This is a genomic window from Micromonospora sp. NPDC049230, assembly GCF_040647875.1.
Classification (GTDB): Bacteria; Actinomycetota; Actinomycetes; order Mycobacteriales; family Micromonosporaceae; genus Micromonospora.
On sequence record NZ_JBEZCZ010000023.1, the window covers coordinates 94,489 to 116,758 of the forward strand.

Annotated in this window: 18 protein-coding genes; 7 read left to right on the top strand and 11 right to left on the bottom strand. The window is 72.0% G+C overall.

Going from position 1 to position 22,270, the window contains the following annotated elements; translation table 11 throughout:
- Positions 1-51 precede the first annotated feature (51 nt).
- The 4 genes from AB0A95_RS20100 to rdgB are packed head-to-tail and all read left to right on the top strand — an operon-like array spanning position 52 to position 3,709.
- The gene (locus AB0A95_RS20100) at positions 52-1,194 is read left to right on the top strand and encodes a glycosyltransferase family 1 protein (protein ID WP_357557271.1); all 1,143 of its coding nucleotides are present in this window, start codon (positions 52-54) and stop codon (positions 1,192-1,194) included.
- Complete coding sequence (locus AB0A95_RS20105) at positions 1,191-2,360, top strand: glycosyltransferase (protein WP_357557272.1); 1,170 nt, start codon at positions 1,191-1,193, stop codon at positions 2,358-2,360. Before AB0A95_RS20100 ends, AB0A95_RS20105 begins: the two co-directional genes overlap by 4 nt.
- Positions 2,361-2,369: 9 nt before the next feature.
- Complete coding sequence (rph, locus tag AB0A95_RS20110; protein WP_357557273.1) at positions 2,370-3,095, top strand: ribonuclease PH; 726 nt, start codon at positions 2,370-2,372, stop codon at positions 3,093-3,095.
- Complete coding sequence (gene rdgB, locus AB0A95_RS20115; RefSeq protein ID WP_357557274.1) at positions 3,092-3,709, top strand: RdgB/HAM1 family non-canonical purine NTP pyrophosphatase; 618 nt, start codon at positions 3,092-3,094, stop codon at positions 3,707-3,709. Before rph ends, rdgB begins: the two co-directional genes overlap by 4 nt.
- A gap of 124 nt (positions 3,710-3,833) precedes the next feature.
- On the opposite strand, the gene hutH is transcribed toward rdgB, so the two are convergent.
- The 6 genes from hutH to AB0A95_RS20145 are packed head-to-tail and all read right to left on the bottom strand — an operon-like array spanning position 3,834 to position 11,686.
- Complete coding sequence (gene hutH, locus AB0A95_RS20120; protein ID WP_357557275.1) at positions 3,834-5,372, bottom strand: histidine ammonia-lyase; 1,539 nt, start codon at positions 5,370-5,372, stop codon at positions 3,834-3,836.
- A complete protein-coding gene (gene hutI, locus AB0A95_RS20125) occupies positions 5,369-6,556 on the bottom strand; it encodes an imidazolonepropionase (RefSeq protein ID WP_357557276.1) in 1,188 nt (395 codons plus the stop codon). The genes hutH and hutI overlap by 4 nt, the downstream gene beginning before the upstream one ends.
- Entirely contained in the window at positions 6,553-7,920 is a 1,368-nt protein-coding gene (locus AB0A95_RS20130) for a formimidoylglutamate deiminase (protein ID WP_357557277.1), read from the bottom strand. Before AB0A95_RS20130 ends, hutI begins: the two co-directional genes overlap by 4 nt.
- On the bottom strand, positions 7,911-9,113 hold the full coding sequence (locus tag AB0A95_RS20135; protein ID WP_357557278.1) for an allantoate amidohydrolase: 1,203 nt from the start codon (positions 9,111-9,113) through the stop codon (positions 7,911-7,913). The genes AB0A95_RS20130 and AB0A95_RS20135 overlap by 10 nt, the downstream gene beginning before the upstream one ends.
- A 55-nt stretch (positions 9,114-9,168) precedes the next feature.
- Positions 9,169-10,824, bottom strand: coding sequence for a urocanate hydratase (gene hutU / locus AB0A95_RS20140; protein ID WP_357557279.1), 1,656 nt, complete (start codon positions 10,822-10,824; stop codon positions 9,169-9,171).
- 16 nt (positions 10,825-10,840) lie between these two features.
- Positions 10,841-11,686, bottom strand: coding sequence for a MurR/RpiR family transcriptional regulator (locus AB0A95_RS20145; RefSeq protein WP_357557280.1), 846 nt, complete (start codon positions 11,684-11,686; stop codon positions 10,841-10,843).
- A gap of 166 nt (positions 11,687-11,852) precedes the next feature.
- Here AB0A95_RS20145 and AB0A95_RS20150 point away from each other — a divergent pair, with 166 nt between their 5' ends.
- The 3 genes from AB0A95_RS20150 to AB0A95_RS20160 all read left to right on the top strand — a co-directional run bounded on the left by AB0A95_RS20150 (position 11,853) and on the right by AB0A95_RS20160 (position 16,687).
- The gene (locus AB0A95_RS20150) at positions 11,853-13,043 is read left to right on the top strand and encodes a hypothetical protein (RefSeq protein WP_357557281.1); all 1,191 of its coding nucleotides are present in this window, start codon (positions 11,853-11,855) and stop codon (positions 13,041-13,043) included.
- Positions 13,044-13,135: 92 nt separating this feature from the next.
- Positions 13,136-14,647: an O-antigen ligase family protein gene (locus tag AB0A95_RS20155; RefSeq protein WP_357557290.1), complete on the top strand. Its 1,512-nt coding sequence runs from the start codon at positions 13,136-13,138 to the stop codon at positions 14,645-14,647.
- A 36-nt stretch (positions 14,648-14,683) separates the two neighbouring features.
- The gene (locus tag AB0A95_RS20160) at positions 14,684-16,687 is read left to right on the top strand and encodes a hypothetical protein (protein WP_357557282.1); all 2,004 of its coding nucleotides are present in this window, start codon (positions 14,684-14,686) and stop codon (positions 16,685-16,687) included.
- A gap of 294 nt (positions 16,688-16,981) precedes the next feature.
- Here AB0A95_RS20160 and AB0A95_RS20165 read toward each other — a convergent pair whose 3' ends face one another.
- The 5 genes from AB0A95_RS20165 to AB0A95_RS20185 form a co-directional block, all read right to left on the bottom strand.
- A complete protein-coding gene (locus tag AB0A95_RS20165; protein WP_357557283.1) occupies positions 16,982-17,845 on the bottom strand; it encodes a glycosyltransferase in 864 nt (287 codons plus the stop codon).
- Positions 17,845-18,759, bottom strand: a complete 915-nt coding sequence (locus AB0A95_RS20170; RefSeq protein WP_357557284.1) for a glycosyltransferase — start codon at positions 18,757-18,759, stop codon at positions 17,845-17,847. The genes AB0A95_RS20165 and AB0A95_RS20170 overlap by 1 nt, the downstream gene beginning before the upstream one ends.
- 61 nt (positions 18,760-18,820) lie before the next feature.
- Positions 18,821-19,900 (bottom strand): glycosyltransferase family 4 protein, encoded by a 1,080-nt coding sequence (locus tag AB0A95_RS20175; protein ID WP_357557285.1) that lies wholly within the window; start codon positions 19,898-19,900, stop codon positions 18,821-18,823.
- Positions 19,897-20,748: a glycosyltransferase gene (locus AB0A95_RS20180; protein WP_357557286.1), complete on the bottom strand. Its 852-nt coding sequence runs from the start codon at positions 20,746-20,748 to the stop codon at positions 19,897-19,899. Before AB0A95_RS20180 ends, AB0A95_RS20175 begins: the two co-directional genes overlap by 4 nt.
- A 1-nt stretch (position 20,749) precedes the next feature.
- Positions 20,750-22,009 (bottom strand): hypothetical protein, encoded by a 1,260-nt coding sequence (locus AB0A95_RS20185; protein WP_357557287.1) that lies wholly within the window; start codon positions 22,007-22,009, stop codon positions 20,750-20,752.
- Positions 22,010-22,270 lie beyond the last annotated feature (261 nt).

The following is a 22,270-nucleotide window of genomic DNA, read 5'->3' on the forward strand; positions in this document are numbered from 1 at the left end:
TGGTCAGCGGGCGGTTGTCTGGCGCACCCGTGACACCCGCACGGTGTGGGCATGCGGATCGCCATCGTGACCGAGTCGTTTCCACCGGACGTGAACGGCGTCGCGCACTCCGTGGTGCGCACGGCGGAGCACCTGCTCGAGCGGGGCCACGAGCCGGTGGTCATCGCGCCCGCCCCGCCCGGTGCCGGCCGGCGGGGCCTCGACCGGCTGCCGTACCCGGTGGTGCGCATCCCCAGCGTGCCGCTGCCCCGCTACCAGGGTTTCCGGTTGGGCGTGCCCACCACCGCCCGGTTGACCGGCGCGCTGCTGTCGGCCGAGCCGGACGTGGTGCACCTGGCCAGCCCGTTCGTCCTCGGCGCACGGGCGGCCACGCTGGCCAGCCGGCACCGGCTGCCCACGGTTGCGGTCTATCAGACAGATGTGGCGGCCTACGCGCGGGCGTACCGGGTGAGCTGGGGTGAGGCGGCGGCCTGGCGCCGGCTCCGGGAGATCCACAACTCGGCGCAGCGGACCCTCGCCCCGTCCACCCGCGCCGCCGCCGACCTGATCGCCAACGGGGTGCAGCGGATCTGGCTGTGGCGCCGGGGAGTGGACGCCGTCCGCTTCGATCCGGCCAAGCGGTGTGCGGCGCTGCGGGAGCGGCTGGCACCCAACGGTGAGTTGCTGATCGGCTACGTCGGTCGGCTCGCCCCGGAGAAGCGGGTGGAGCTGCTGGCGGCGACGTCGCGGCTGCCCGGGGTGCGGGTGGTGGTGGCCGGGGACGGCCCGGCCCGCCGCCAGCTGGCCCGGGACCTGCCCCGGGTGACCTTCCTCGGCGTGCAGCACGGCGAGGAGCTGGCCCGGCTCTACGCCAGCCTGGACCTGTTCGTGCACACCGGACCGCACGAGACCTTCGGGCAGACCATCCAGGAGGCGCTGGCCTCCGGGGTGCCGGTCGTGGCGCCGGCCAGCGGTGGCCCGGTCGACCTGGTCGACCAGGGGGTGACCGGGCTGCTGGTGCCGCCGAACGACGGTGACACGCTGGCCGCCGTGGTCGCCGACCTGGCCGAGGACGCCGAGCGGCGGCGGGCCTACGGGTTGGCCGCCCGGGTCGCTGTCAGTCGGCGTAGCTGGGCGGCCGTCGGCGACGAGCTGATCGGGCACTACCACGCGGTACGCGTCGCAGCCGCCGTCGGCCTGCCGGCCGCGTCGTGACCGGGGCTGCCGGCGGGCTGCGGATCGTGCGGCTCGCCAACTTCGTGACAGCACGCTCCGGCGGCCTGCGGACCGCGTTGCGGCACCTCGGGGAGGGCTACCGGGCGGCCGGGCACGATCCGGTGCTGGTCATCCCCGGGGAGCACGCCGCCGACGAGTCGTACCCGTGGGGGCGGGTGGTCACGCTGCCCGGCCCGGAGCTGCCGGGCAGCGGCGGCTACCGACTGCTGGTCGGCCGGCGGCGACTGGCCCGGCTCCTCACCGACCTGGCACCGGACCGGTTGGAGGTCTCCGACCGGTTGTCACTGCGCTGGACCGGCCGGTGGGCGCGGGCGCACGGGGTGCCGTCGGTGATGGTGTCGCACGAGTCGCTGACCGGGCTGCTCGGCCAGTGGGGCGTGCCGGACCCGCTGCGCCGCCCGAGCGCCGACCGTCTCAACCGGGCCACCAGCCGGGCGTACGACCGGATCGTCTGCACGACCCGGTGGGCGGCCGAGGAGTTCGACCGGATCGGGGCGGACAACGTGGACCTGGTGCCGCTCGGGGTGGACCTGGACACCTTCCACCCGGACCGGGCCGACCCGCGGCTGCGCGCCCGCTACGCCGACCCCGGCGAGTTGTTGCTTGTGCACTGCGCCCGGCTGTCGCCGGAGAAGCGGCCGGAGTTGGCCGTGCGGGCGCTCGCCGAGCTGCGCCGGATGGGCGTACCGGCGGTGCTGGTGCTGGCTGGTGACGGCCCGCTGCGCGGCGCGCTGGCCCGTCGGGCGGCGGGACTGCCGGTGACGTTCACCGGTTTCCTACCGGACCGCGTCGCGGTGGCCGCGTTGCTGGCCAGCGCGGACGTCGTGCTGGCACCGGGTCCGGTGGAGACCTTCGGCCTCGCCGGGCTGGAGGCGCTGGCCAGTGGTACCCCGGTGGTGGTCAACGCGGCCAGCGCACTGCCCGAGGTGGTCGGCGACGCGGGCGTGGCCGCGTACGGCTCGGGGCAGTCGATGGCCGAGGCGGTGCGCCGCATCGTGGCCCGGCCGGAGGCGCGGCGGCGGCGTGCGGCCCGGGAGCGGGCCGAGGAGTTCGGCTGGCCGGCGGCGGTCGCCGGGTTCCTCCGGGTGCACGGCGCGGAGGTTCCCCGGGGCACCGCGAGCGAGGTGGATCGCCGGACCGCATAAGGTGCAGGGATGGCGCGACCTGACGGGCGAGGGCCCAATCAACTTCGACCGGTGACCCTGACCCGAGGCTGGAGCACCCATCCGGAGGGTTCGGTGCTCGTCGAGTTCGGCGGCACCCGGGTGCTCTGCACGGCGAGCGTCACCGAGGGGGTGCCCCGCTGGCGCAAGGGCTCCGGGCTCGGCTGGGTGACCGCCGAGTACGCGATGCTGCCCCGGGCCACCAACACCCGCTCCGACCGGGAGAGCGTCAAGGGCCGGGTCGGTGGCCGCACCCACGAGATCTCCCGACTGATCGGCCGCAGCCTGCGGGCCAGCATCGATCTCAAGGCGCTCGGCGAAAACTCGATAGTGCTCGACTGCGACGTGCTCCAGGCCGACGGCGGCACCCGCACGGCGGCGATCACCGGCGCGTACGTCGCGTTGCACGACGCGGTGACCTGGCTCGCCTCCCGCAAGGCGTTGGCCGGCAAGCCGGAGAAGGTGATGCACCGGTCGGTGTCGGCGGTCAGCGTGGGGATCATCGCCGGCGAGGCCCGGCTGGACCTCTGCTACACCGAGGACGTCGCCGCCGAGGTGGACATGAACGTGGTGTGCACGGGTGCTGGTGACTTCGTCGAGGTGCAGGGCACCGGCGAGGCGGGCGTGTTCGCCCGCGACCAGCTCGACAGCCTGCTCGACCTGGCCGTCGCGGGTTGCGCGGAGTTGGCCGAAGCCCAGCGGAAGGCACTCTCATGAACAAGGTCCTGCTCGCCACCCGTAACCGTAAGAAGCTTGTGGAACTCCAGCGGATCCTGGACGGTGCGCTCGGCACGCAGCGGATCGCCCTGCTCGGGCTGGACGACGTCGAGCCGTACGAGGAGCTGCCGGAGACCGGCCTGACCTTCGGCGAGAACGCGCTGATCAAGGCGCGGGAGGGTTGCCGGCAGACCGGGCTGGCGACCATCGCCGACGACTCGGGGCTCGCTGTCGACGCGCTCAACGGGATGCCGGGGGTGTTCAGCGCCCGCTGGTCCGGTCGGCACGGCGACGATCGGGCCAACCTCCAGTTGGTGCTGGACCAGATCGGCGACGTGCCGGACGAGCAGCGGGCCGCCTCATTCGTCTGCACCGTGGCGCTGGTGCTGCCCAGCGGCAAGGAGCACCTGGTCGACGGTCGGCAGTCCGGGCGGGTGCTGCGCGCCCCGCGCGGTGACGGTGGGTTCGGCTACGACCCGATCTTCCTGGGCGACGGACAGGACCGGACGAACGCCGAGCTGACCCCGGCGGAGAAGGACGCGATCAGCCACCGGGGCAAGGCGCTGCGCGAGCTGGCCAAGCTCGTCGCCAAGGTCCTGCCGCCCGCCGCCTGACGGGCGCGAGGTCCTGCCGCCCGCCGCCTGACGGGCGCGAGGTCCTGCCGCCCGCCGCCTGACGGGCGCGAGGTGCTGCCGCCCGCCGCCTGACCCGCGGCGGGCGGCAGCGACCCGACGGAGGTCAGCCCAGCGGGCCGACCTCCCGTTCGATGGCGGCGCGCAACTCCGGCCCGGCGACGACGGCACGGGCCGCCTCCAGCACCGGGGCGAGGAACACGTCCGGGCCGGGCTCGCCGGCCGCCGGGCCGAGCGCGGCGACGGCGGCCCGGCCGGCCGGGGACGGCTCCAGCGGCGCGCGCAGTTGCAGACCGCGTACGCCGGCCAGCAGCTCGACAGCCAGCAGGCTGGTGAGGTTGTCCAGCACGGTGCGCAGCTTCTTGGCCGCCGCCCAGCCCATCGAGACGTGGTCCTCCTGCATCCCGCTGGTGGGCAACGAGTCCACCGACGCGGGGGCGGCCAGCCGACGGTTCTCGGCGACGATCCCGGCCGCCGTGTACTGGGCGATCATCAGCCCGGAGTTGACACCGGCGTCGGGGGAGAGGAACGCCGGCAGTTCCCGGGAGCGGGTGACGTCGAGCAGCCGGTCCACCCGGCGCTCGGCGATCGCACCCACCTCGGCGGCGGCGATGGCGAGGAAGTCCGCCGCGAAACCGAGCGGCGCGCCGTGGAAGTTGCCCGTCGACTCGACCCGCCCGTCCGGCAGCACCACCGGGTTGTCCACCACTGACACCAGCTCCCGGCCCGTCACCGTGCGGACGAAGTCCAGGGTGTCCCGGGCCGCGCCGGCGACCTGTGGGGCACAGCGCATCGAGTACGCGTCCTGCACGGCGTGCGCCAGGTCGTCGCGGTGTGAGTCCATCACCCGGGAGTCCTGCAACAGCCGGTGGATGTTCGCCGCCGACGCCGCCTGACCGGGGTGCGGCCGGATGGCGTGCAGCTCGGGCAGGAACGGCCGCTCCGAGCCGAGCATCGCCTCGATGGCCAGCGCGGCCGTCACGTCGGCCATGGCGAACAGGTGCGCCGCGTCGTGGATGGCCAGCAGCAGCATGCCGAGCATGCCGTCAGTGCCGTTGATCAGCGCCAGCCCCTCCTTGGCGGCCAGCTCGATCGGCGTGAGCCCGGCGCCGGTCAACGCGGTAGCCGCGTCCTGGCGTTCGCCGTCGGGCCCGAGGACCCAACCCTCACCGAGGAGCGCCAGCGCGCAGTGCGCCAGCGGCGCCAGGTCACCGGAGGCACCCAGCGAGCCGTGCTCCGGCACCCACGGGGTGATGTCGTGGTTGAGCAGGTCGACAAGGGCCTCCGCGACCAGCGGCCGGACCCCGGATCGGCCCAGCGCGAGGGACCGCACCCGCAGCAGCATCATGGCCCGGACCACCTCGCGCGGCATCGGGGCACCCACCCCGGCGGCGTGCGAGCGGATCAGCGCGTGTTGCAGCTCGGCCCGCCGCTGCGGGGCGATGAAGGTGTTGGCCAACGCGCCGAACCCGGTGGATACCCCGTAGACGGGGCGGCCGGACGACTCGATGCCGTCCACGATGGCCCGGCTGGTCGCCATCGCCTCGATGGTGGCCGGGGCGAGGACGACAGTGGCGGTGCCGCGGGCCACCGCGAGAACGTCGTCGGCGGTGATCCCGGTGGGCTGGATGGTCACTGTCGTCATTGCGTTACTCCGTTGCGAATTACCTGGCGGATCAGGGGGACACCGGGCCGGTAGGCCAGGTGCAGGTAGGAGGGGGCGTCCAGCACGATCAGGTCGGCCCGCGCGCCGGGGGTGAGCACACCGACGTCGTCGCGGCGCAGGGCCCGCGCGCCACCGGCGGTGGCGGCCCAGACCGCCTCCGCCGGGGTCATCCGCATCTCGCGGACCGCCAGGGCCACACAGAACGGCATCGACGAGGTGTACGACGAGCCGGGGTTGCAGTCGGTGGCCAGCGCCACCGTGACACCGGCGTCGAGCAGCCGACGGGCATCCGGGTAGGGCGAGCGGGTGGAGAACTCCGCGCCGGGCAGCAGGGTCGCCACAGTGCGGGTGCCCGACCCGTCGCTGTGGGCCGTGCCGGCAAGCGCGGCCACATCGGCGTCGGACAGGTGGGTGCAGTGGTCCACGCTTGCCGCGCCCAGCTCCACGCCGAGCCGCACCCCGCCGCCGGGGCCGAGCTGGTTGGCGTGGATCCGTACGCCCAGCCCGGCGGTCTGACCGCTGGTCAGGATGGCCCGGGCGTGGTCGACGTCGAAGGCACCCCGCTCGCAGAACACGTCGACCCACTTCGCGTACGGCGCGGCGGCGGTCAGCATCGGCCCGCAGACCAGCCCGACGTACTCGTCCGGGCGGTCGGCGTACTCGGCGGGCACCACGTGTGCGCCCAGGAAGGTGGTGTCCTCGCTGGCCTCGGCGGCGATCCGCAACGAGCGGGCCTCGTCGTCGACGGTCAGCCCGTACCCACTCTTGATCTCCATTGTCGTGGTGCCCTGGCGCAGCGCCTCCCCGCGCAGCCGGCGCACTGTGGCCCGCAGCTCGTCGTCACTGGCGGCCCGGGTCGCGCCGACAGTGGTGCGGATGCCGCCGCCGGTGTAGCGCTCACCGGCCATCCGGGCGGCGAACTCGGCGGCCCGGTCCCCGGCGAAGACCAGGTGGGCGTGGCTGTCCACGAAGCCGGGCAGCACGGCCGCCCCACCGGCGTCGATCCGCCGGTCGGCGGCCGGGGCGGACGCGGACGGCCCGACCCAGGCCACCCTGCCCTCCTCGACCAGCACCGCGGCGTCGCGGCGGATGCCCAGCGGGCCCTCGCCGGCACCGTTGGTGACCAGCTCCCCGATGTTGTCGACAAGCAGAGTGCCGCTCATGCGGGTGTCACCGCCTCGATGGCGGCGGCCAGCTCGGCCGGCACGTCCACGCTCAGGTGCTGACCCTCGGCCACCACCGGGCGGCCGTCCACGAGCACCTGCTCGACGTCGCCCGTGGTGGCCGCGAAGAACACCCCCACCGGCGGTACGCCGGCGGTGCGGGCGCTGTCCAGCCGTACCGTCACCAGGTCGGCGCGTTCGCCCACGGCGATCCGGCCGGCGTCGGCCCAGCCCAGCGCGGCGTGCCCGGTGGCGCTGGCCGCCGTCAGCAGGTCGAGCGGCGCGAAGTGGCCGCGCCGGCGGGTCCGCAGCCGTTCGTCCAGCTCCACCGCGCGGGCCTCCTCGAACAGGTCGATCACGGCGTGGCTGTCGCTGCCCAGGCTCAACCGGATGCCCGCGTCGGCCATCCGGCGGGCCGGGCCGATGCCGTCGGCGAGATCCCGCTCGGTGGTCGGGCAGAGGCACACCCCGGTCCGGCTCTCACCGAGCAGGGTCAGGTCGGCGCTCGTCGGGTGGGTGGCGTGCACGGCGGTGGTGCCCGGCCCGAGGACGCCGTGCTCGGCGAGCAGCGCGGTGGGCGTGCGCCCGTGCACGGCCCGGCACTCGTCGTTCTCGGCGGGCTGCTCGGAGAGGTGCACGTGCAGCGGTGCCCGCCGGTCCCGGGCCCAGTCGGTGACCGTACGGAGCTGGTCGGCCGGGACCGCCCGCACCGAGTGCACAGCCGCACCGACCCGGACGTGCGGATCCGCCGGCCGGAACGCCGCCGCCCGCTCGGCCCAGCGGGCCGCGTCGCCGTCACCGAACCGCCGCTGCGGCCCGGCGAGGGCCCGACCGTCCACACCGGACGTCAGGTAACAGGTGTCCAGCAGGGTGAGTCGGATTCCGGCGTGCGCGGCGGCCTCCACCAGCGCCGCACCCATCGCGTTCTGGTCGGCGTAGGCGCCGCCGTCGGGCCGGTGGTGCAGGTAGTGGAACTCGCCCACACAGGTGATCCCGGCGAGCGCCATCTCGGCGTACACCGCGCGGGCCAGGGCCAGGTAGGTGTCCGGGTCCAGCCGGTCCGCGACGGCGTACATCCGGTCCCGCCAGGTCCAGAAGTCACCCCGCCCGCCGTGGGTACGCCCCCGCAGCGCCCGGTGGAAGGCGTGCGAGTGCACGTTGGCCAGGCCCGGCAGGGTCAGGCCGGGCAGCGGCCTGGCGTCGGCGTACACGTCGACCCCGGCCGGTGGCCTGCTGCCGGTGGTCAGCGGCGTCACCGCCGTGATCCGGCCGCCGTCGACCTCGATCAGCACGTCGGGCGTGGGTTCGGCGTGCTCGGGCAGCCAGGCGTACTCCGCCAGCCAGCGGGTCGGTGTCAGCGGCATGTCAGCTCCTGGAGCACCCGGGCCAGCGCGCGTACCCCGGCGGCGCAGTCGTCGTCGGTGGCGGCCTCGGCGGGGGAGTGCGACACCCCGGTCGGGTTGCGCACGAACAGCATCGCGGTGGGCAGGTGCGCGGCCAGCACCCCGGCGTCGTGCCCCGCGCCGGTCGGCAGCACCGGCGCGTCCAGCAGCGTGGCCAGCCGTTCGGCCAGGCCGCCGTCGAAGGCGACAAGCGGCGTCGCCGACTCCTCGGTGACAGTCACCACCGTACCGTCGCGGCGGGCCCGCTCGGCGAGCTTGCCCCACACCGCCTCGACCAGCCCGGCCAGCGTCTGCGGGTCGGCGGCCCGGGCGTCCAGCCAACCTGTCACCTTCGACGGGATCGCGTTCGTGGCGTTGGGTTCGACGGCGACCCGGCCCACAGTGGCGTGCGCGCCGCGCAGCCGGGCCTCCTTGTTGGCCGCCAACACCGTGAACGCGTAGGTGAGCATCGGGTCGCGGCGGTCGGCCATCCGGGTCGTACCCGCGTGGTTGCCCTCGCCCACGACGTCGAAGCGCCACCGGCCGTGCGGCCAGATCGCGCTGGCCACCGCGACCGGCGCGGCCGTCTCGGCCAGCGCGCGGCCCTGCTCGACGTGCAACTCCACGAAGGCGCCGAACCGGCCCAGCAGCTCCGGGCGGACGCCCGCCGGCCGGTCACCGAGCGCCTCGGCGAAGCTCACCCCGGCCGCGTCGCGCAGGCCGGCCGCGCGCTCGGGTGACAGCGCCCCGGTGAGCAGCCGAGACCCCAGACACGGTACGCCGAAGCGCGCACCCTCCTCCTCCACGAACGCGGCAAGCACCAGCGGCCGGTCGGGGGTGACACCGCGAGCACGTAGCTCGTCCACGGCGAGGAACGCGCTGACGATGCCGAGCGGCCCGTCGTACGCCCCGCCGTGCGGCACCGAGTCGAAGTGGCTGCCGGTCAGCACCGCGTCCGCACCCTCGGGGTCACCCCAGTGGGCGAAGAGGTTGCCGTTGCCGTCCTCGGTGACCGGCAGGTCGCGGTGCTCGGCCTGCGCGCGGAACCAGGCGCGCAACTCCCGCTCCGGCTCGGTCAACGCGTACCGCAGATAGCCGCCGCTGTCGGCATCGCGCCCGACCGGCGCGATCTCGTCCCACAGGGCCCGGAACCGGCCGGAAAGGTCGTCGTTCACGCTCTGCTCCTGTTGTTCGCGACCGCGGGGCTCCGCTGCGCCGCACTCCTCGCGCTCACGCGGATCCCTCGGCCATGGGCGTGCGCAGGCCGGTGCGGTCCGCGACGTCGCGGGCGATGTCGTAGCCGGCGTCCACGTGCCGGATCACGCCCATGGCCGGGTCGTTGGTGAGCACCCGCTCGATCTTCTGCCCGGCCAGGGCGGTGCCGTCGGCGACACAGACCTGCCCGGCGTGGATCGACCGGCCGATGCCCACCCCGCCGCCGTGGTGGATCGACACCCAGGACGCGCCGCTGGCCGTGTTGACCAGGGCGTTGAGCAGCGGCCAGTCGGCGATCGCGTCCGAGCCGTCGGCCATCGCCTCGGTCTCCCGGTACGGGCTGGCCACGCTGCCGGCGTCCAGGTGGTCGCGCCCGATGACGACCGGGGCGGAAAGTTCGCCGGAGGCGACCATCTCGTTGAACCGCACGCCCGCCCGGTCCCGCTCGCCGTACCCGAGCCAGCAGATCCGGGCCGGTAGGCCCTGGAAGGCGACCCGCTCGCCGGCCATCCGGATCCACCGGGCCAGCGGCTCGTTCTCCGGGAAAAGTTCCAGGATGGCCCGGTCGGTGGCCGCGATGTCGGCCGGGTCGCCGGAGAGCGCCGCCCACCGGAACGGGCCCCTGCCCTCGGAGAACAGCGGCCTGATGTACGCGGGCACGAAACCGGGGAAGTCGAAGGCACGCTGGTAGCCGGCGAGCTGTGCCTCCCCGCGGATCGAGTTGCCGTAGTCGAAGACCTCGGCGCCGGCGTCCAGGAAACCGGCCATCGCCTCGACGTGCGTCGCCATCGACGCGCGGGCCCGGTCGGTGAACTCGGCCGGCTTCGCCCGCGCGTAGTCCCGGGCGTCGGCCAGCTCCACTCCCACCGGCAGGTACGACAGTGGGTCGTGTGCACTGGTCTGGTCGGTCACGATGTCGATGGCGACACCCCGGCGGAGCAACTCGGGGAACACCTCGGCGGCGTTGCCGACCACGCCGACGGAGAGCGCACGCCGGTCCCGCTTCGCGGCGAGCACCCGTCGCACCGCGTCGTCCAGCGAGTCGGCGACCTCGTCCAGGTAGCGGTCGTGCGCCCGACGGTCAAGCCGGGTGCGGTCCACGTCGACGATCAGGCAGACGCCGCCGTTCATGGTGACGGCCAGGGGCTGCGCGCCGCCCATCCCACCGCAGCCGGCGGTCAGTGTGAGCGTGCCGGCCAGGGTGTTGTCGAACTTCTTGGCGGCCACCGCGGCGAACGTCTCGTAGGTGCCCTGGAGGATGCCCTGGGTGCCGATGTAGATCCACGAACCGGCGGTCATCTGCCCGTACATGGTGAGGCCGAGCTGTTCGAGGCGGCGAAACTCCGGCCAGGTCGCCCAGTCGCCGACCAGGTTGGAGTTGGCCAGCAGCACCCGGGGCGCCCACTCGTGGGTGCGCAGCACACCGACCGGGCGGCCGGACTGCACGAGCATCGTCTCGTCCTCGCGCAGGTCGGTAAGCGTGCGGACCAACGCGTGGTACGACGGCCAGTCCCGTGCCGCCTTGCCGGTGCCGCCGTAGACCACCAGGTCGTCGGGGCGCTCGGCCACCTCGGGGTCGAGATTGTTCATCAACATCCGCAGGGCGGCCTCCTGCTGCCACCCGCGGGCGGTGAGCTGGCTGCCCCGTGCGGCACGGACGGGCTGGGTCATCTCGGGTCTCCTCCGGTCATCCGCGGAACAACTGTCGGCGGGCCGCGGAGGCCTCGAACGCCTCCAGTCGGCGTTGCGTGTCGGCCGGCGCGGCGTCGCAGATCGCCTGCAACAGCACCATGGCCAGGGTCATCGGGGCGGTGTGCAGGTCGAAGACGAGCTGCGCGCCGACCGCCGCCGGCAGCACCACGTCGGAGTGCTCGGTGGCGGGGCTGACCGGTGAGTCGGTGATCGCCACGATGGTCAGCCCGGCGGCTCGGGCGTCGCGGAGCGCGTCCAGCGTCTCCCGGGGGTAGCGGGGCAGGACGAAGGCGAGCAGGGCCGACGCCCCGGCCTCGGCAGCCTGCTCCAGGCGGTCGGTGAGCAGGCTGCCGCCGTCGTCGAGCACCCGCACGTCCGGGTGCACCTTCGCCGCGAAGTACGCGAAGTACGCGGCCAGCGGCGCGGCGGCGCGTAGGCCGAGCACCGGCAGCGGGCGGCTGGACGCGAGCAACCGCCCGGTCTCGGCGATCCGGTCCCGGTCGGCGAGCTGACCGGCGAGCCGGTCCAGGTTGCCCATCTCGGCGCGTACCGCCTGCTGTAGCTCGTTGCCGGCGTCCGCCGATCCGGCCGGCGTCGCGACGGTCAGGTCCCGCAGCCGGCGGCGCAGCGCCGGGTACCCGTCGTGGCCGAGCGCGACGGCGAACCGGGTGACCGACGGCTGGCTGACCCCGGCCAGCTCGGCGACCTCGGCGGCGGACAGGTACGCCACGGCGGGGGCGTGCTGCACGAGGCAGTGCGCGATCCGGCGCTGGGTGGGGGTCAGCCGCACCCCGTCGAACAGGTCGAGCAGATCGGTGCCGCGCGCACCACTTTCATTCACCAGCCGACTCTATGCATGGAATCTTTCACCTGGCAAGGCGGCGTCCTCCGACGTGTCGGTGCGGTTCCGCGCCGTCCGGAGGGTGTGCGAGGGCACGCGCTGACGGGGCAGTCCGAACTCGGAGGTCATCGGTACTATCCGCTCGGCGAACGACGGAGGAGCGCGCATGCAGCCGGAAAGTCCCTACAGGTTCACCCGCGTGCTCGGCGGGTCTCTGGTGGGAAAGGCATGGGCCGCCGTCGACGGGCAGGAACGCCCCGCGACGGTCGTCGTGCTGGACGGGCCGGCGGCGACGGACCCACGCTGGCGCGAGGTCTTCGCCCAGGCCGTCGGGATGTTGTCCCAGGCCCCCGGCGGCCACCCCTACACTGAGGCCGACCTGACCTCGACCAACCCGTGGGTGGCGTACGAGGGCGACAGGCCGGACGTTCCGGAGCGACTGTTCCGACTCCTCCAGCAGGACTACCGGGCCGAGGACACCACAGTGTCGCTCGGTGATTCCATCGCCCCGGTCAGCGGCACCCCGGTGTCGGCGGGCGCCTGGAGCCAGGACCCGGCGGGTGCCGCCGCCCCGGGCGCGCTGGCCGAGACGACCCAGCAGGTCGCCCTGTACGCGCAGACGCCGTGGTCCGCGCAGTCGTCCCAGCCGGTCTCGGCGGCACCCTCGTCCGGCGTGCCGGTCCCGCTCGACCGCGAACCGTTCGGGATGCCCGGCCGGCGGATCGCGCCGGTCCAGGTCGTCCGGAAGCGCCCAGGCTGGCTTCCCCTCGTCGCCGGTGGCCTGGTGATCGCCCTCGTCGCCGGTGCCCTGGGGTACGCCATCGGCGGGTCCGGTGACGAGGAGAAGACGCCGTCGGAGACCACCGCCCTCTCGCCCTTCCGGGCGACCCAGTCCTCCATCAACAAGGCGAAGTTCATCGGCGAGCTGGCACCACTTGGCGAACCATGGCTGCCCGACGTCAGCGGTTGCGTGGTCTACAACGACGACGGCGGCCCGGAACTGCCACCGGACGAGGAGCGCCACGTCCACTGCCCGGACGGGGCACTGCAACTGCACTTCGTGCTCTTCCGGGGACAGGCCCAGCGGGACGCGGCGCGCGCATACCGCCAGGACCTGAACCTCGCCGCCGGTTCGCTTGCCCCGGGGCTGAAGGCGGCGACCCGCACGACCGGCGGCAAGACCGGCGTGCCCGGCAGCTACGTCGAGTACGCGCTCAAGGTCGAGACCGGCACGTACTGCGGCTTCTGGTGGAATCGGGATGACTCGAACGGCGTCCTGGTCATCGAGACGCCCTGTGAGGCCGGCATCGCGGGTAACTGGGAGGCGCTGCGAGACCTGTGGCGCCGGTACAGTTGAGGCCCCACGTGCGACGACCCGCTCTGGGCAGCGACGGCGATGGAGCCCGTCGTCCGTTGCCGGCGGCTGCTCCGTACGATCGCACGGTGCACATGGTGACTGACCGGTTCAACAGCCTGGGGCGTCCGGCACGCCTCGTCGCTCTGTGCCTGCTGGTGGTGGCGGTGGCGTTCCTGGTCCTGGGCAGGTGGGACCTCGCGCTCGCCATCGGCGCCGGTGCGCTGCTGGGGTGGGTGCTGCTGAAGCCGGTCCGGATCACCTGGGCCATCTTCGCGGTGGCCTTCATGGTCCCGGTGACCATCGACCTCGGTTACCCGACAAACCCGTCGTACACGCTGCTGCTGGTCCTCTTCGTCCTCGCCGGCTGGGGGCGGCTGCACCGCGCCGAACGGGACGGGTGGCCGCCACGACGGATCGGTGCGGCGCTGCTGCTCCCGTTCTGCGCCGTGCTCGCGGGCGTGCTGCACTGGCACGGCGTCAAGCCGGTGGTCGTCGGTGTCGCGCCACTGCTGTGTATCGGCGTGCTGGGCTGGCACCTCATCGAGGAGGCACGCCGTGACCCGAAGCTGATCCTGCGCATCGCCGAGGTGTTCACCTGGGTCAGCGTGGCCGTGGCCGCGCTCGCCAAATACCAGACCCTCACCGGCACCTGGCCGCTCTTCGACCAGTTCGCGTACGACTGGACGTACACGTCCGTGTTCGACCCGACCCGGGCGGCCGGGTTCTTCGGTCACCCGATCGTCTACGGATCCTTCGCCATGGCCATGGCGCTCGTGTCGCTGACCATCCGGGGCAGGTACTGGTACGTCCCCTTCACCGCCAACCTCATCGGGCTGGTGCTGTCCGGCACGCGGAGCGCCTGGGTGGGCACGGCCCTCGCGCTCGGGATCTGGCTGCTCCTGAACGTGCGGAAGATCGCCTGGCGTGGCGTGGCCACCGGGGTCATCATCACCGTGGTCGCCTTCGCCGCCGTCGCGGTCAATCCGTCGACCTTCCGGATCGGCACGTCCGAGCCGCCACCGACCTGGGTCAGCCCGACCGAACCGGGCACCAAGCCGTCGCCGAGTCCCTCGACATCCTCCGTGGACTCGGTCGGCGTGGCGGGAGCACGGATGTCCGACCCGGTGGGATCGGCAAGCGCGAGCGCGCGCTTCGAACGCATCGCCGTCGCCTGGGACGGCATCACCCGGGACTGGTCCACTGTCATCTTCGGCAACGGCCCGGAGTCCAGCGTGCGCTACCTGGAGGACGTCGGGATCGGCGACGGGCAGGCGCAGGTCTTCGACAACACCTACCTGACCATCTGGCACAACTTCGGCCTGGTCGGTCTGCTCAGCCTTCTCGGTCTCCTGCTGGCACTGTTCTGGCGTTCCCGGTCGCTGGCCGGTCGACTGATCATTGTCGGGTTCGCCGCGCAGATCTTCTTCTTCGACGTGTGGCTGTGGTTGAGCGCGGTGGGGGTGCTCCTCCTCGCCGTGGCCCTGGGCGCGGCGGAAGACCGACCGTGGCCGACCCTGCCGTTCCTCAACGGCCTTCGGAAGCGGCGGCCGCGGGCACCGGAGACCTCCGACGCGTCGACGCCGGGTTTCGCGGCGGCGGCATAGCCACCCCATCCGCACCGCACAGACAGAACGGAACGAATGACAGACCCCTCTGGTTCCCGCGCTCGAATGCTGTCGCTCGGCGGACGAATCGTCCGCAGCATCTGGTTCTTTCCGGCCATCCTCGCCGCCACGGTCATCCTGCTGACCGCCCTACAGATCAGCGGCTCGTCGCTGGGCATCTACCACAGCGTCCTGCACGGTGGGCAGCTGGACCCGGACACCGTGTTCAACAACCCGCAGGGGATCCGATCGGATGAGTGGTCGGTCAACACCCAAGTGACGATCGCGCAGGACGCCGCCGACTACCCGCGGATCAATCCGAACATCGGCAACGGCCAGGACGTCTCCCTGATCGTGGACGCTCCGTACAAGGAGTGGTCGGCGGTCTTCAAGCCCCACAACCTCGCGTTTCTGGTACTGCCGTTCGATTACGCTTTCGCGTTCAAGTGGTGGGTGATGGGCTTCCTCCTCATCGTCAGTTGCTACTTCTTCGTGCTGGCGCTGATGCCGCAGCAGCGTTGGCTGGCCGCCGGGGTGTCCCTGACGCTCTTCTTCACCCCCTTCGTGCAGTGGTGGTACCAGTACGGCACGCTCGGGCCGATCTACTACGCGTTGTTCGCGGCCACGGTGTTCATTCTCCTGCTGAGGTCGAGACGCCTGCTCCACGCGATCGGGTGGGGTGTGCTCCTGGCCTACCTGCTCGTCTGTTTCGCGCTCGTGCTCTATCCGCCGTTCCAGATCGCCTGCGCCCTGGCGGTGGCCGCCTTCGCCGTCGGCTACCTCATTGAGCAGGGGGGCGTGCTGGGGCGTCGACTGCTGCTGCGGCAGGTGGGTGTCGTCGTGGTCGCGCTCGCGGTCGCCGGCGCGGTGATCGGAGCCTTCGTCGCCACCCGGATGAGCGTGATCGAGACCATTCAGAACACCGCCTATCCCGGCCAGCGGGTTCAGCCGAGCGGCGGCTTCGCCATGATCCACCTGTTCTCCGGAAACACCAGTCTGGAAATGCAGTCCGGTGCGAAGGCCGCGCTTTACCAGATCCCGGCCAGCGGGTTGACCAACCAGAGCGAGAGCTCGAACTTCCTGCTGGTCTTCCCCTTCCTGCTGCTGCCGGGCCTCGTCCTGCTGTTTCAGTCGTACCGCGCCAAGCGCCGCATCGACTGGCCCCTGCTGCTCGTCTGTCTTGCCTTCCTGGGCGCACTGGCCTGGCTCGCACTGCCGCACCTCGACCTCGTCGGCAAGGTCCTCTTCCTGAAACTCGTGCCGCACACCCGACTGCTGATCGGCGTCGGTCTGCTCAACGTCATCGGTCTGATCCTGGTGGCCCGCCGCCTTCAGGACGAGCCGGCGTTGCGGCCCGGCCGCACGGTGATCATCGGGTACAGCGTCGTTGTGCTGGTGCTTCAGGTGCTGATCAGCCTGCACGTGCTGCGAGCGTTCCCGGGGTACCTGCACACGCTCGGCTTCCTGTTCTCGCTCGCCCCTGTGCCGTTGGTCGTCTACCTCGTACTGCGTCGGCACTTCACCGGGGCCGCGGCCGTGCTGCTGGCCTTCTCGGTCGCCACGACCGCCTTCATCCATCCGCTTCAACGCGGCACCGACGCATTGACCCGGACTCCGCTGTCGGAGACCATCCGGGCGTTGCACGTCGAGAATCCCAATGCGGGGTGGGCGGTCGAGGCCGGTTCGGTCCTGAGCTTCCCCTTCATGAACGGCGCCCGGTCGATATCCGGAGTCCAGGCCTATCCGCAGTTGGACCTGTGGCGCGCGGCGGACGAGCAGCGCGGTGAGGACTTCGTCTACAACCGGTACGCCCAGGTCAAGGTCGTGTTCGATCGGGACGCCGCTGCTCAGGCGCCGACCACCTTCAAGCTGGTGACGTCCGACCACTTCGAGGTGCACACCGAGCCGTGTGGGGCGTTCCTACGGCAGCAGAACGTGACGTACCTGCTGGCGGACGCACCGATCAACGAGCCGTGCCTGACACTGCGCGAGACGGTCCGCTACCCGGCTGCTTCGTTCCTCATCTACCAGGTCCGGTAGGAGCACACGAAAGGGCGGGCCGGGAAGACCCGGCCCGCCCTTTTCCGTTCGGTCAGGGGCGCGACACCCGTGCCACGCCCCGTCAGGCACCAGCGTGGGAGACGCGCAACTCCTGCGGGCCGGACGACGGGACCCGTTCGGCGCTCTCCACGCCGTCGGGCTGCTGCGTGCTGGGCGTGAGGCCCGACCCGGCCGCGAGGCGCCAGAACAGCAGGCGGGATTTCCCGGCGGCGGATCAGCAGTAGACCGGTGGAGCCAGCAGAACCGGAAGGTCGCGCCGAAGCGGAGAGGGAGCTAGCTGTTCCTCGGCTGCCCGGCTGGCGTGGGCACCGATCCTCCGCTTCCCAACTGGGTCGGCACCGACCTGCCGACCAGGCGTGCCGCCTGCGGGTTGCGCCGGGCGGCCGTCGGCAACCCGACCACGAACTCGGGGAACAGGCCGAAGAAGGTTCGGGCGCTCTGCAACTCCAGGGTGTGCGCCCGCGACCACTGGAACGAGTTGGTCGCACGGGCCCAGTGGTGGGTCCACCGCACGTCGCCGAGAAGCACCACGGGCATGTCGTGCCGCCACGCCCGCAGCCCCAGCTCGTGGTCCTCGTAGTAGAGGAAGAACGACTCGTTCCACCCGCCCATCGCGACGAAGTCCGCGGTGCGGGCCGCGACCGCCGCGCCCATCGCCCAGGCCACGTAGACGGCCTCGCCGGCATTGGCCACCACCCGGTAGTTGGCGTGCATCCGCGACAGCGGCCAGATCTTCCGGTTGCCCAACTTCGCGGTGGCGTACGGGAAGCCACGGCCGTTGGGTTGGGGGGTGCCGTCGGTCGCGAGCAGTTGGGGAGCGACAAGGCCGCCGTGCGCGTCCAGGTGGCGCTGCATCGTGGCGAGCCCGGCCGGCTCGACCTCCAGGTCGGGGTTGGCGAACAGCACGTACGCGCCGGCCGCCTGCCGGACACCGACGTTGTTGGCCTTGGAGAAGCCGACGTTCTCCGGCAGCCGGATCACCCGGGCGCCCAGCTCCTGCGCCACGGCGACCGAGTCGTCAGCGGAGTCGTTGTCGACGACGATCCACTCGTACGGCTTGGCGCCGCCCCAGCACCGCCGGAGCGTGTCGGCGGAGTTGTAGGTGACCGTCACGACGCTCCACGGGGTTCCTGCCATCACGCGCTCCGAACTCTCAGATAGCTGATCAGGGATGCAAAACCGAACCGCCTGCCCTTCCACTGCCGGCGGGCGGCGGGCCCCTCCACCAGGCCACGTCCCACGCCACGCAGGAAGGGGCGGAGCAGACCCTGACGGGCGCGCCGGGCGGCCAGCGCCAGGTGGGCCAGCGCGAGGACCGGTATCGCGACGAGCATCAGCGGCCAGGTGAAGGTCCGCGCGGCGACGAGGAGTCGATTGCGGGCCAGGAGGAACGCGCGGAATCCCTGGAGCTTGTTGTCGCCCTCGACGCTGTGGCCGCCGGCGTGCGGGAGCATGAAGTCCAACCGTCGGGTCCGCAGGCCCTCGGCGTACATGCGGAAGGCGAGGTCGGCGTCCTCACCCCAGGCGAACAGGTGCTCGTAGAACCCGCCGAAACGGTGGAAGAGCGCGGTGGGGAAGACGGCCGCGCCGCCGGACGGGCCGAGTGGCCCGCGCGGCACCGTCGCCGCCCTGTCGATGAACAGCGAGACCGGGTGCAGGTCGATGCCGACGAACTCACCGCCGTGCATGGCGAGACCCACAGCGATCGGGCTCTGCGGGTCCGCCGCGATGCTGGCGAACAGGCGGACCAGCGCGTCCTCCGGCAACCAGACGTCCGGGTTGAGCAGCAGCACGTGACTCGTCCGCACCGCCGCGACAGCCCGGTTGCAGCCCGCCGCGAACCCCGGGTTCGACGAGTCGGGCAGGTACTCGTACCGCTCGTCGTCCAGAGCGTCGGCGATGACCTTCGCGCACTCGTCCTCCGGCCAGTTGTCGGCGAAGATGAACGTCACCGGCAGGCCCTCGGCGGCGCGTACCCAGGTCGGGAGTGTCTCAGCGAGCATGTCGCTGGACCGGTAGAGGACGGTGACGATGGTCAGCGTCTGCGCCACTGGGGCACCCCTTTCGGTAGTCGTCGAGCGCAGGTGGTCGAGCAGGGCTGTGTCCCCCGGTTCAGAGCAGCGACCGGTACAGGCTCTGCCAACGCTCCACGCACCTGTCGAAGGCGTACTCCTTCGCGTACCAGTCGGCGACCGTCTGCCGTTGCTCCGGGGTCGTCGCTCCGACGGCCGTACGGATCGCTGCGGCGATCGATGCGGGTACGAGGTCACTCTGGAACGCCAGCGTCCCCACGGCGTGCCCGGTGATCTCCGCGAGGCCCCCGGCGCCCGAGTGGACGACCGGCACGCCAAGCGACATCGCTTCGAGGGCACTCAGACCAAAGGCCTCGACCCGGGACGGCACCAGGAGGCAGTCGATCTGCCGCAGGAAGTCAGCGGCGTTGACCCGGCCGACGAGTTCGACGTTCGGCTGCGGGGGCAGGGACAGCTCCCCGCTGCCGGCGATCACGAAATCAGTGTCCGGCATGAGCGTCGCGACCTCGGGGATCAGGTCAACGCCCTTCTCGGGCTCCACTCGGCCCAGATAGCCGACCCGAAGCCGACGGTGCGGGTCCGGCTGCCCGGTCAGGGCGGAAGCGGGCCACGTCGCCGGAAGTGGATTGGGGATCAGGTGCACGTTCTTGACGTGTCCGCGGCTGCGTAGCTCGTCGGCCTCGAACTGCGACACCGCCACGCTCGCGTGCGGACGCAGGCGACGCATGGCGAGGTCGAGGGTGATGTTGGAGTGGATGCTGGCTTTCCGCTTCAGCGAAGGCGCCGTGTCGCGGAACTGCCAGAGGCTGGTGTGCATGGTGACCACCAGGGGCGTGCGACGGTGTTCAGTGGTCAGGGCGGCGCGGGCGTGCATAGCCGCCGAGAGCAGGTGGGCGCACACCACGTCCGGCTTGACCTCGGTGACGAGGCGCCGGAGAGCCCTGGCATAGCTCAGATCAACCCGACTGGTCGCGCTGAGGTTGACCCAGGGGACCCCGGACTCCCGAAGAGAGGCGCCGACCTCGTCGTCCGAGGTCGCGGCGACGACGTCCACGTTGGTTCGCGCGTGCGCGGGAATGATCTCCGTCAGGATCCGCTCGGCACCGCCGAACTGCCGTCGCCCGGAGCCACCCGTGGTGCAGACGAACAGGACCTTCATCGGACCCGTAGTCCTTCGAGAGCACCGCGGGCCATCGCCCGCCGGACCGAATTCCGGCCGACGGCCGCGCGTAGCAGCACGCCCACGGCATAGGCGGTGCTGGCCACCTGGCCCCGCCGGCCGGCCATCTGCCGGGTGGCCCGGAGGAACTCGCGGGTCCGACGCTGGGAGATCTCCTCCTCGTTCCAGACCCGCCTGGCGGTGGCGTCGTCCTCGTGCATGATGACCGCCTCCGGCAGGTACGCCAGGCGCAGACCCCGTTGCCGTACCGACCAGCAGAGGCGCATGTCCTCGCCGTAGAAGAAGGAGGTCTCGTCGACGCCGCCGATCGCGTCGAGAGTCCTCCGTCGGAGCGCCACGAACGGTCCGGTCAGCCAGTCGGCCTTCGTGGGCTCGGCGATGATCCGCAGGCTCGGGACGACGAGGTTCAGGCCGGTGGCGTGAGCGAGGCCCACGGGCACGCTGAGGAATCGGCCACCCTCGGTCTGCGGCACCCCGGCCGGGGTGACGACGCCGGGGAAGGCGGCGCCCACCGTGGGGTCATCGAGAGCGGCGACGAGTCGCTCCACGGCGCCCTCGTGCACGATGATGTCGTTGTTCGACAGGATCACGTTGGTCCGGGTGGTGTGGCGGACACCCAGGTTCATTCCTCTGGCGTAGCCGAGGTTTTCGCCCGACTGCACATACCGGACGCCCTGCTCGGCACAGAACTCGCTCAGCGCCTGCCGGATGTCCTCCGCACTCCCGTTGTCGACGACGACGATCTCCGCCTCGTGGGGTAACGACAGGACGCAGGCACGCGTACGGGTGAAGTCCTCCCACGCGAGGACAACAATCGAGACATCCAACTCAAACCGTCCCAGGATTTCGCGGCTGCGACTTTCGCAAGCTCGCATGTGAGGTGAGGGCATGAACGGCGTAGGCGAGCGATGAGGCGAGCGCCGCTCCGATCACACCGGCCCACGGGATGATCGCGAAGTAGGCGGTGATCGCGACGGTAAGCGTGACGAGGGCGACGACGGTGGTGGCCCGTTCGCCGCGCACCTTCAGGAGCACGGAGCTCCAGGTCTTGCCAGCCGCCGTCAGGAGCGTTCCGGGCAGGAGGCAGAGGCCCAGGAGCCAGGCGTGCCGGTACTCCGGCCGCAGGAAGCCCAGCAAGGCGAGCCCGGCCACAGCCGCCAGAGCCACCGGGAGTGCCGCCTTGACGACCGGAGCGGCCCGATGCGACAGGGCCGAGCCATCTCGGGTGGCCAGGATCCGCTGCGCCCGTACGACGGCACCGGCCTGCGCGAACTCCAGCGCGGCGACGGCCAGGGCGTACACGCCGAGGGGGCCGGCGCCGACGAACCGGGCCACCAGGATCTGGTTGAACCGCAGCGTCATCATCTGGGCGAAGATCCCGAGGTGCAGGTTGCCGACGGCGGCCAGGTCGGCGCGGTAGTCCACAGCGGTGGCCTCCGGCCGGGGCGCCGGCCCGATCCGCTGGAGCATCCCCAGCACCAGGGCACACACGGACAGCGCGCTGACCCACTGGACGACGAGCCACACCATGCTCCACAGGCCGCCGTCGAGGTAGCCGGCGAAGTACAGCGCCACGTAGCCACCGACCAGGACCGCGCCGCTTGCCGCGCGCATCGCGTAGACGACCAGGAAGCTCTTTTGGCGCAGTGCGATCGACGAGACCGTGTTGAAGATCGTCAGACCGGCCGCGGATCCCATGCCGACCAGGTAGCTGCCGATCCCGGCCACCGTGGTGAGCACCGCGGCGGCGACGACCGAGAGCAGGACCGAGGCCGCCAGCATCGCGAGGACCCATGGGCGTCCCCGGGAGAAGACCCAGCCGCCCGGACGGGACAGCAGGAAGGTGTCCAGGGACAGGCCACCGACGGCCGCGCCCAGCGTCGCGCTCACCATGTTCGCGGAGAGTTCACCCCGCTCGGCGGGTGGCAGCGCCACCGACAGGACCGCCGCCAACCCGGTCAGACCGAGCGCGCCGATGTAGAGACGTTCGGGTGCGATGAGCCGTCGCAGCAGGCCCAGTACGCGGCGTCCGGGCGATGGTTTCGTGCCGGGATCCGGCGATGGCCGAGCGGTATTGACCAGCGACACGCCGTTCACTCGCCCCCCATAGATGCGATACGTGCGGGCACGACGAGTCGTACTTCGCTGGCACTTTCTACCCGAATGCCGCTACACCTGCAATCGACCAGGTGGCCCTAACCCGATAATGCCGAAACACCTGCGGTCACCGCCAGTCGGCCGGCGTAGACTCTCGGACCCGTGAGGATCCTCGTCACCGGCGGAGCCGGATTCATCGGGTCGGAGTACGTTCGCCTGCTGCTGGGCAAGCCCCTCGGCAGCGCCGAGGGC

Bases quoted from the DNA above. Each gene is read 5' to 3' on its own strand.
- AB0A95_RS20100 (WP_357557271.1), top strand. From the start codon at position 52: ATGCGGATCGCCATCGTGACCGAGTCGTTTCCACCGGACGTGAACGGC.
- rph (WP_357557273.1), top strand. From the start codon at position 2,370: ATGGCGCGACCTGACGGGCGAGGGCCCAATCAACTTCGACCGGTGACC.
- rdgB (WP_357557274.1), top strand. From the start codon at position 3,092: ATGAACAAGGTCCTGCTCGCCACCCGTAACCGTAAGAAGCTTGTGGAA.
- hutH (WP_357557275.1), bottom strand. From the start codon at position 5,372: ATGACGACAGTGACCATCCAGCCCACCGGGATCACCGCCGACGACGTT.
- hutI (WP_357557276.1), bottom strand. From the start codon at position 6,556: ATGAGCGGCACTCTGCTTGTCGACAACATCGGGGAGCTGGTCACCAAC.
- AB0A95_RS20130 (WP_357557277.1), bottom strand. From the start codon at position 7,920: ATGCCGCTGACACCGACCCGCTGGCTGGCGGAGTACGCCTGGCTGCCC.
- hutU (WP_357557279.1), bottom strand. From the start codon at position 10,824: ATGACCCAGCCCGTCCGTGCCGCACGGGGCAGCCAGCTCACCGCCCGC.
- AB0A95_RS20150 (WP_357557281.1), top strand. From the start codon at position 11,853: ATGCAGCCGGAAAGTCCCTACAGGTTCACCCGCGTGCTCGGCGGGTCT.
- AB0A95_RS20155 (WP_357557290.1), top strand. From the start codon at position 13,136: ATGGTGACTGACCGGTTCAACAGCCTGGGGCGTCCGGCACGCCTCGTC.
- AB0A95_RS20160 (WP_357557282.1), top strand. From the start codon at position 14,684: ATGACAGACCCCTCTGGTTCCCGCGCTCGAATGCTGTCGCTCGGCGGA.
- AB0A95_RS20165 (WP_357557283.1), bottom strand. From the start codon at position 17,845: ATGGCAGGAACCCCGTGGAGCGTCGTGACGGTCACCTACAACTCCGCC.
- AB0A95_RS20175 (WP_357557285.1), bottom strand. From the start codon at position 19,900: ATGAAGGTCCTGTTCGTCTGCACCACGGGTGGCTCCGGGCGACGGCAG.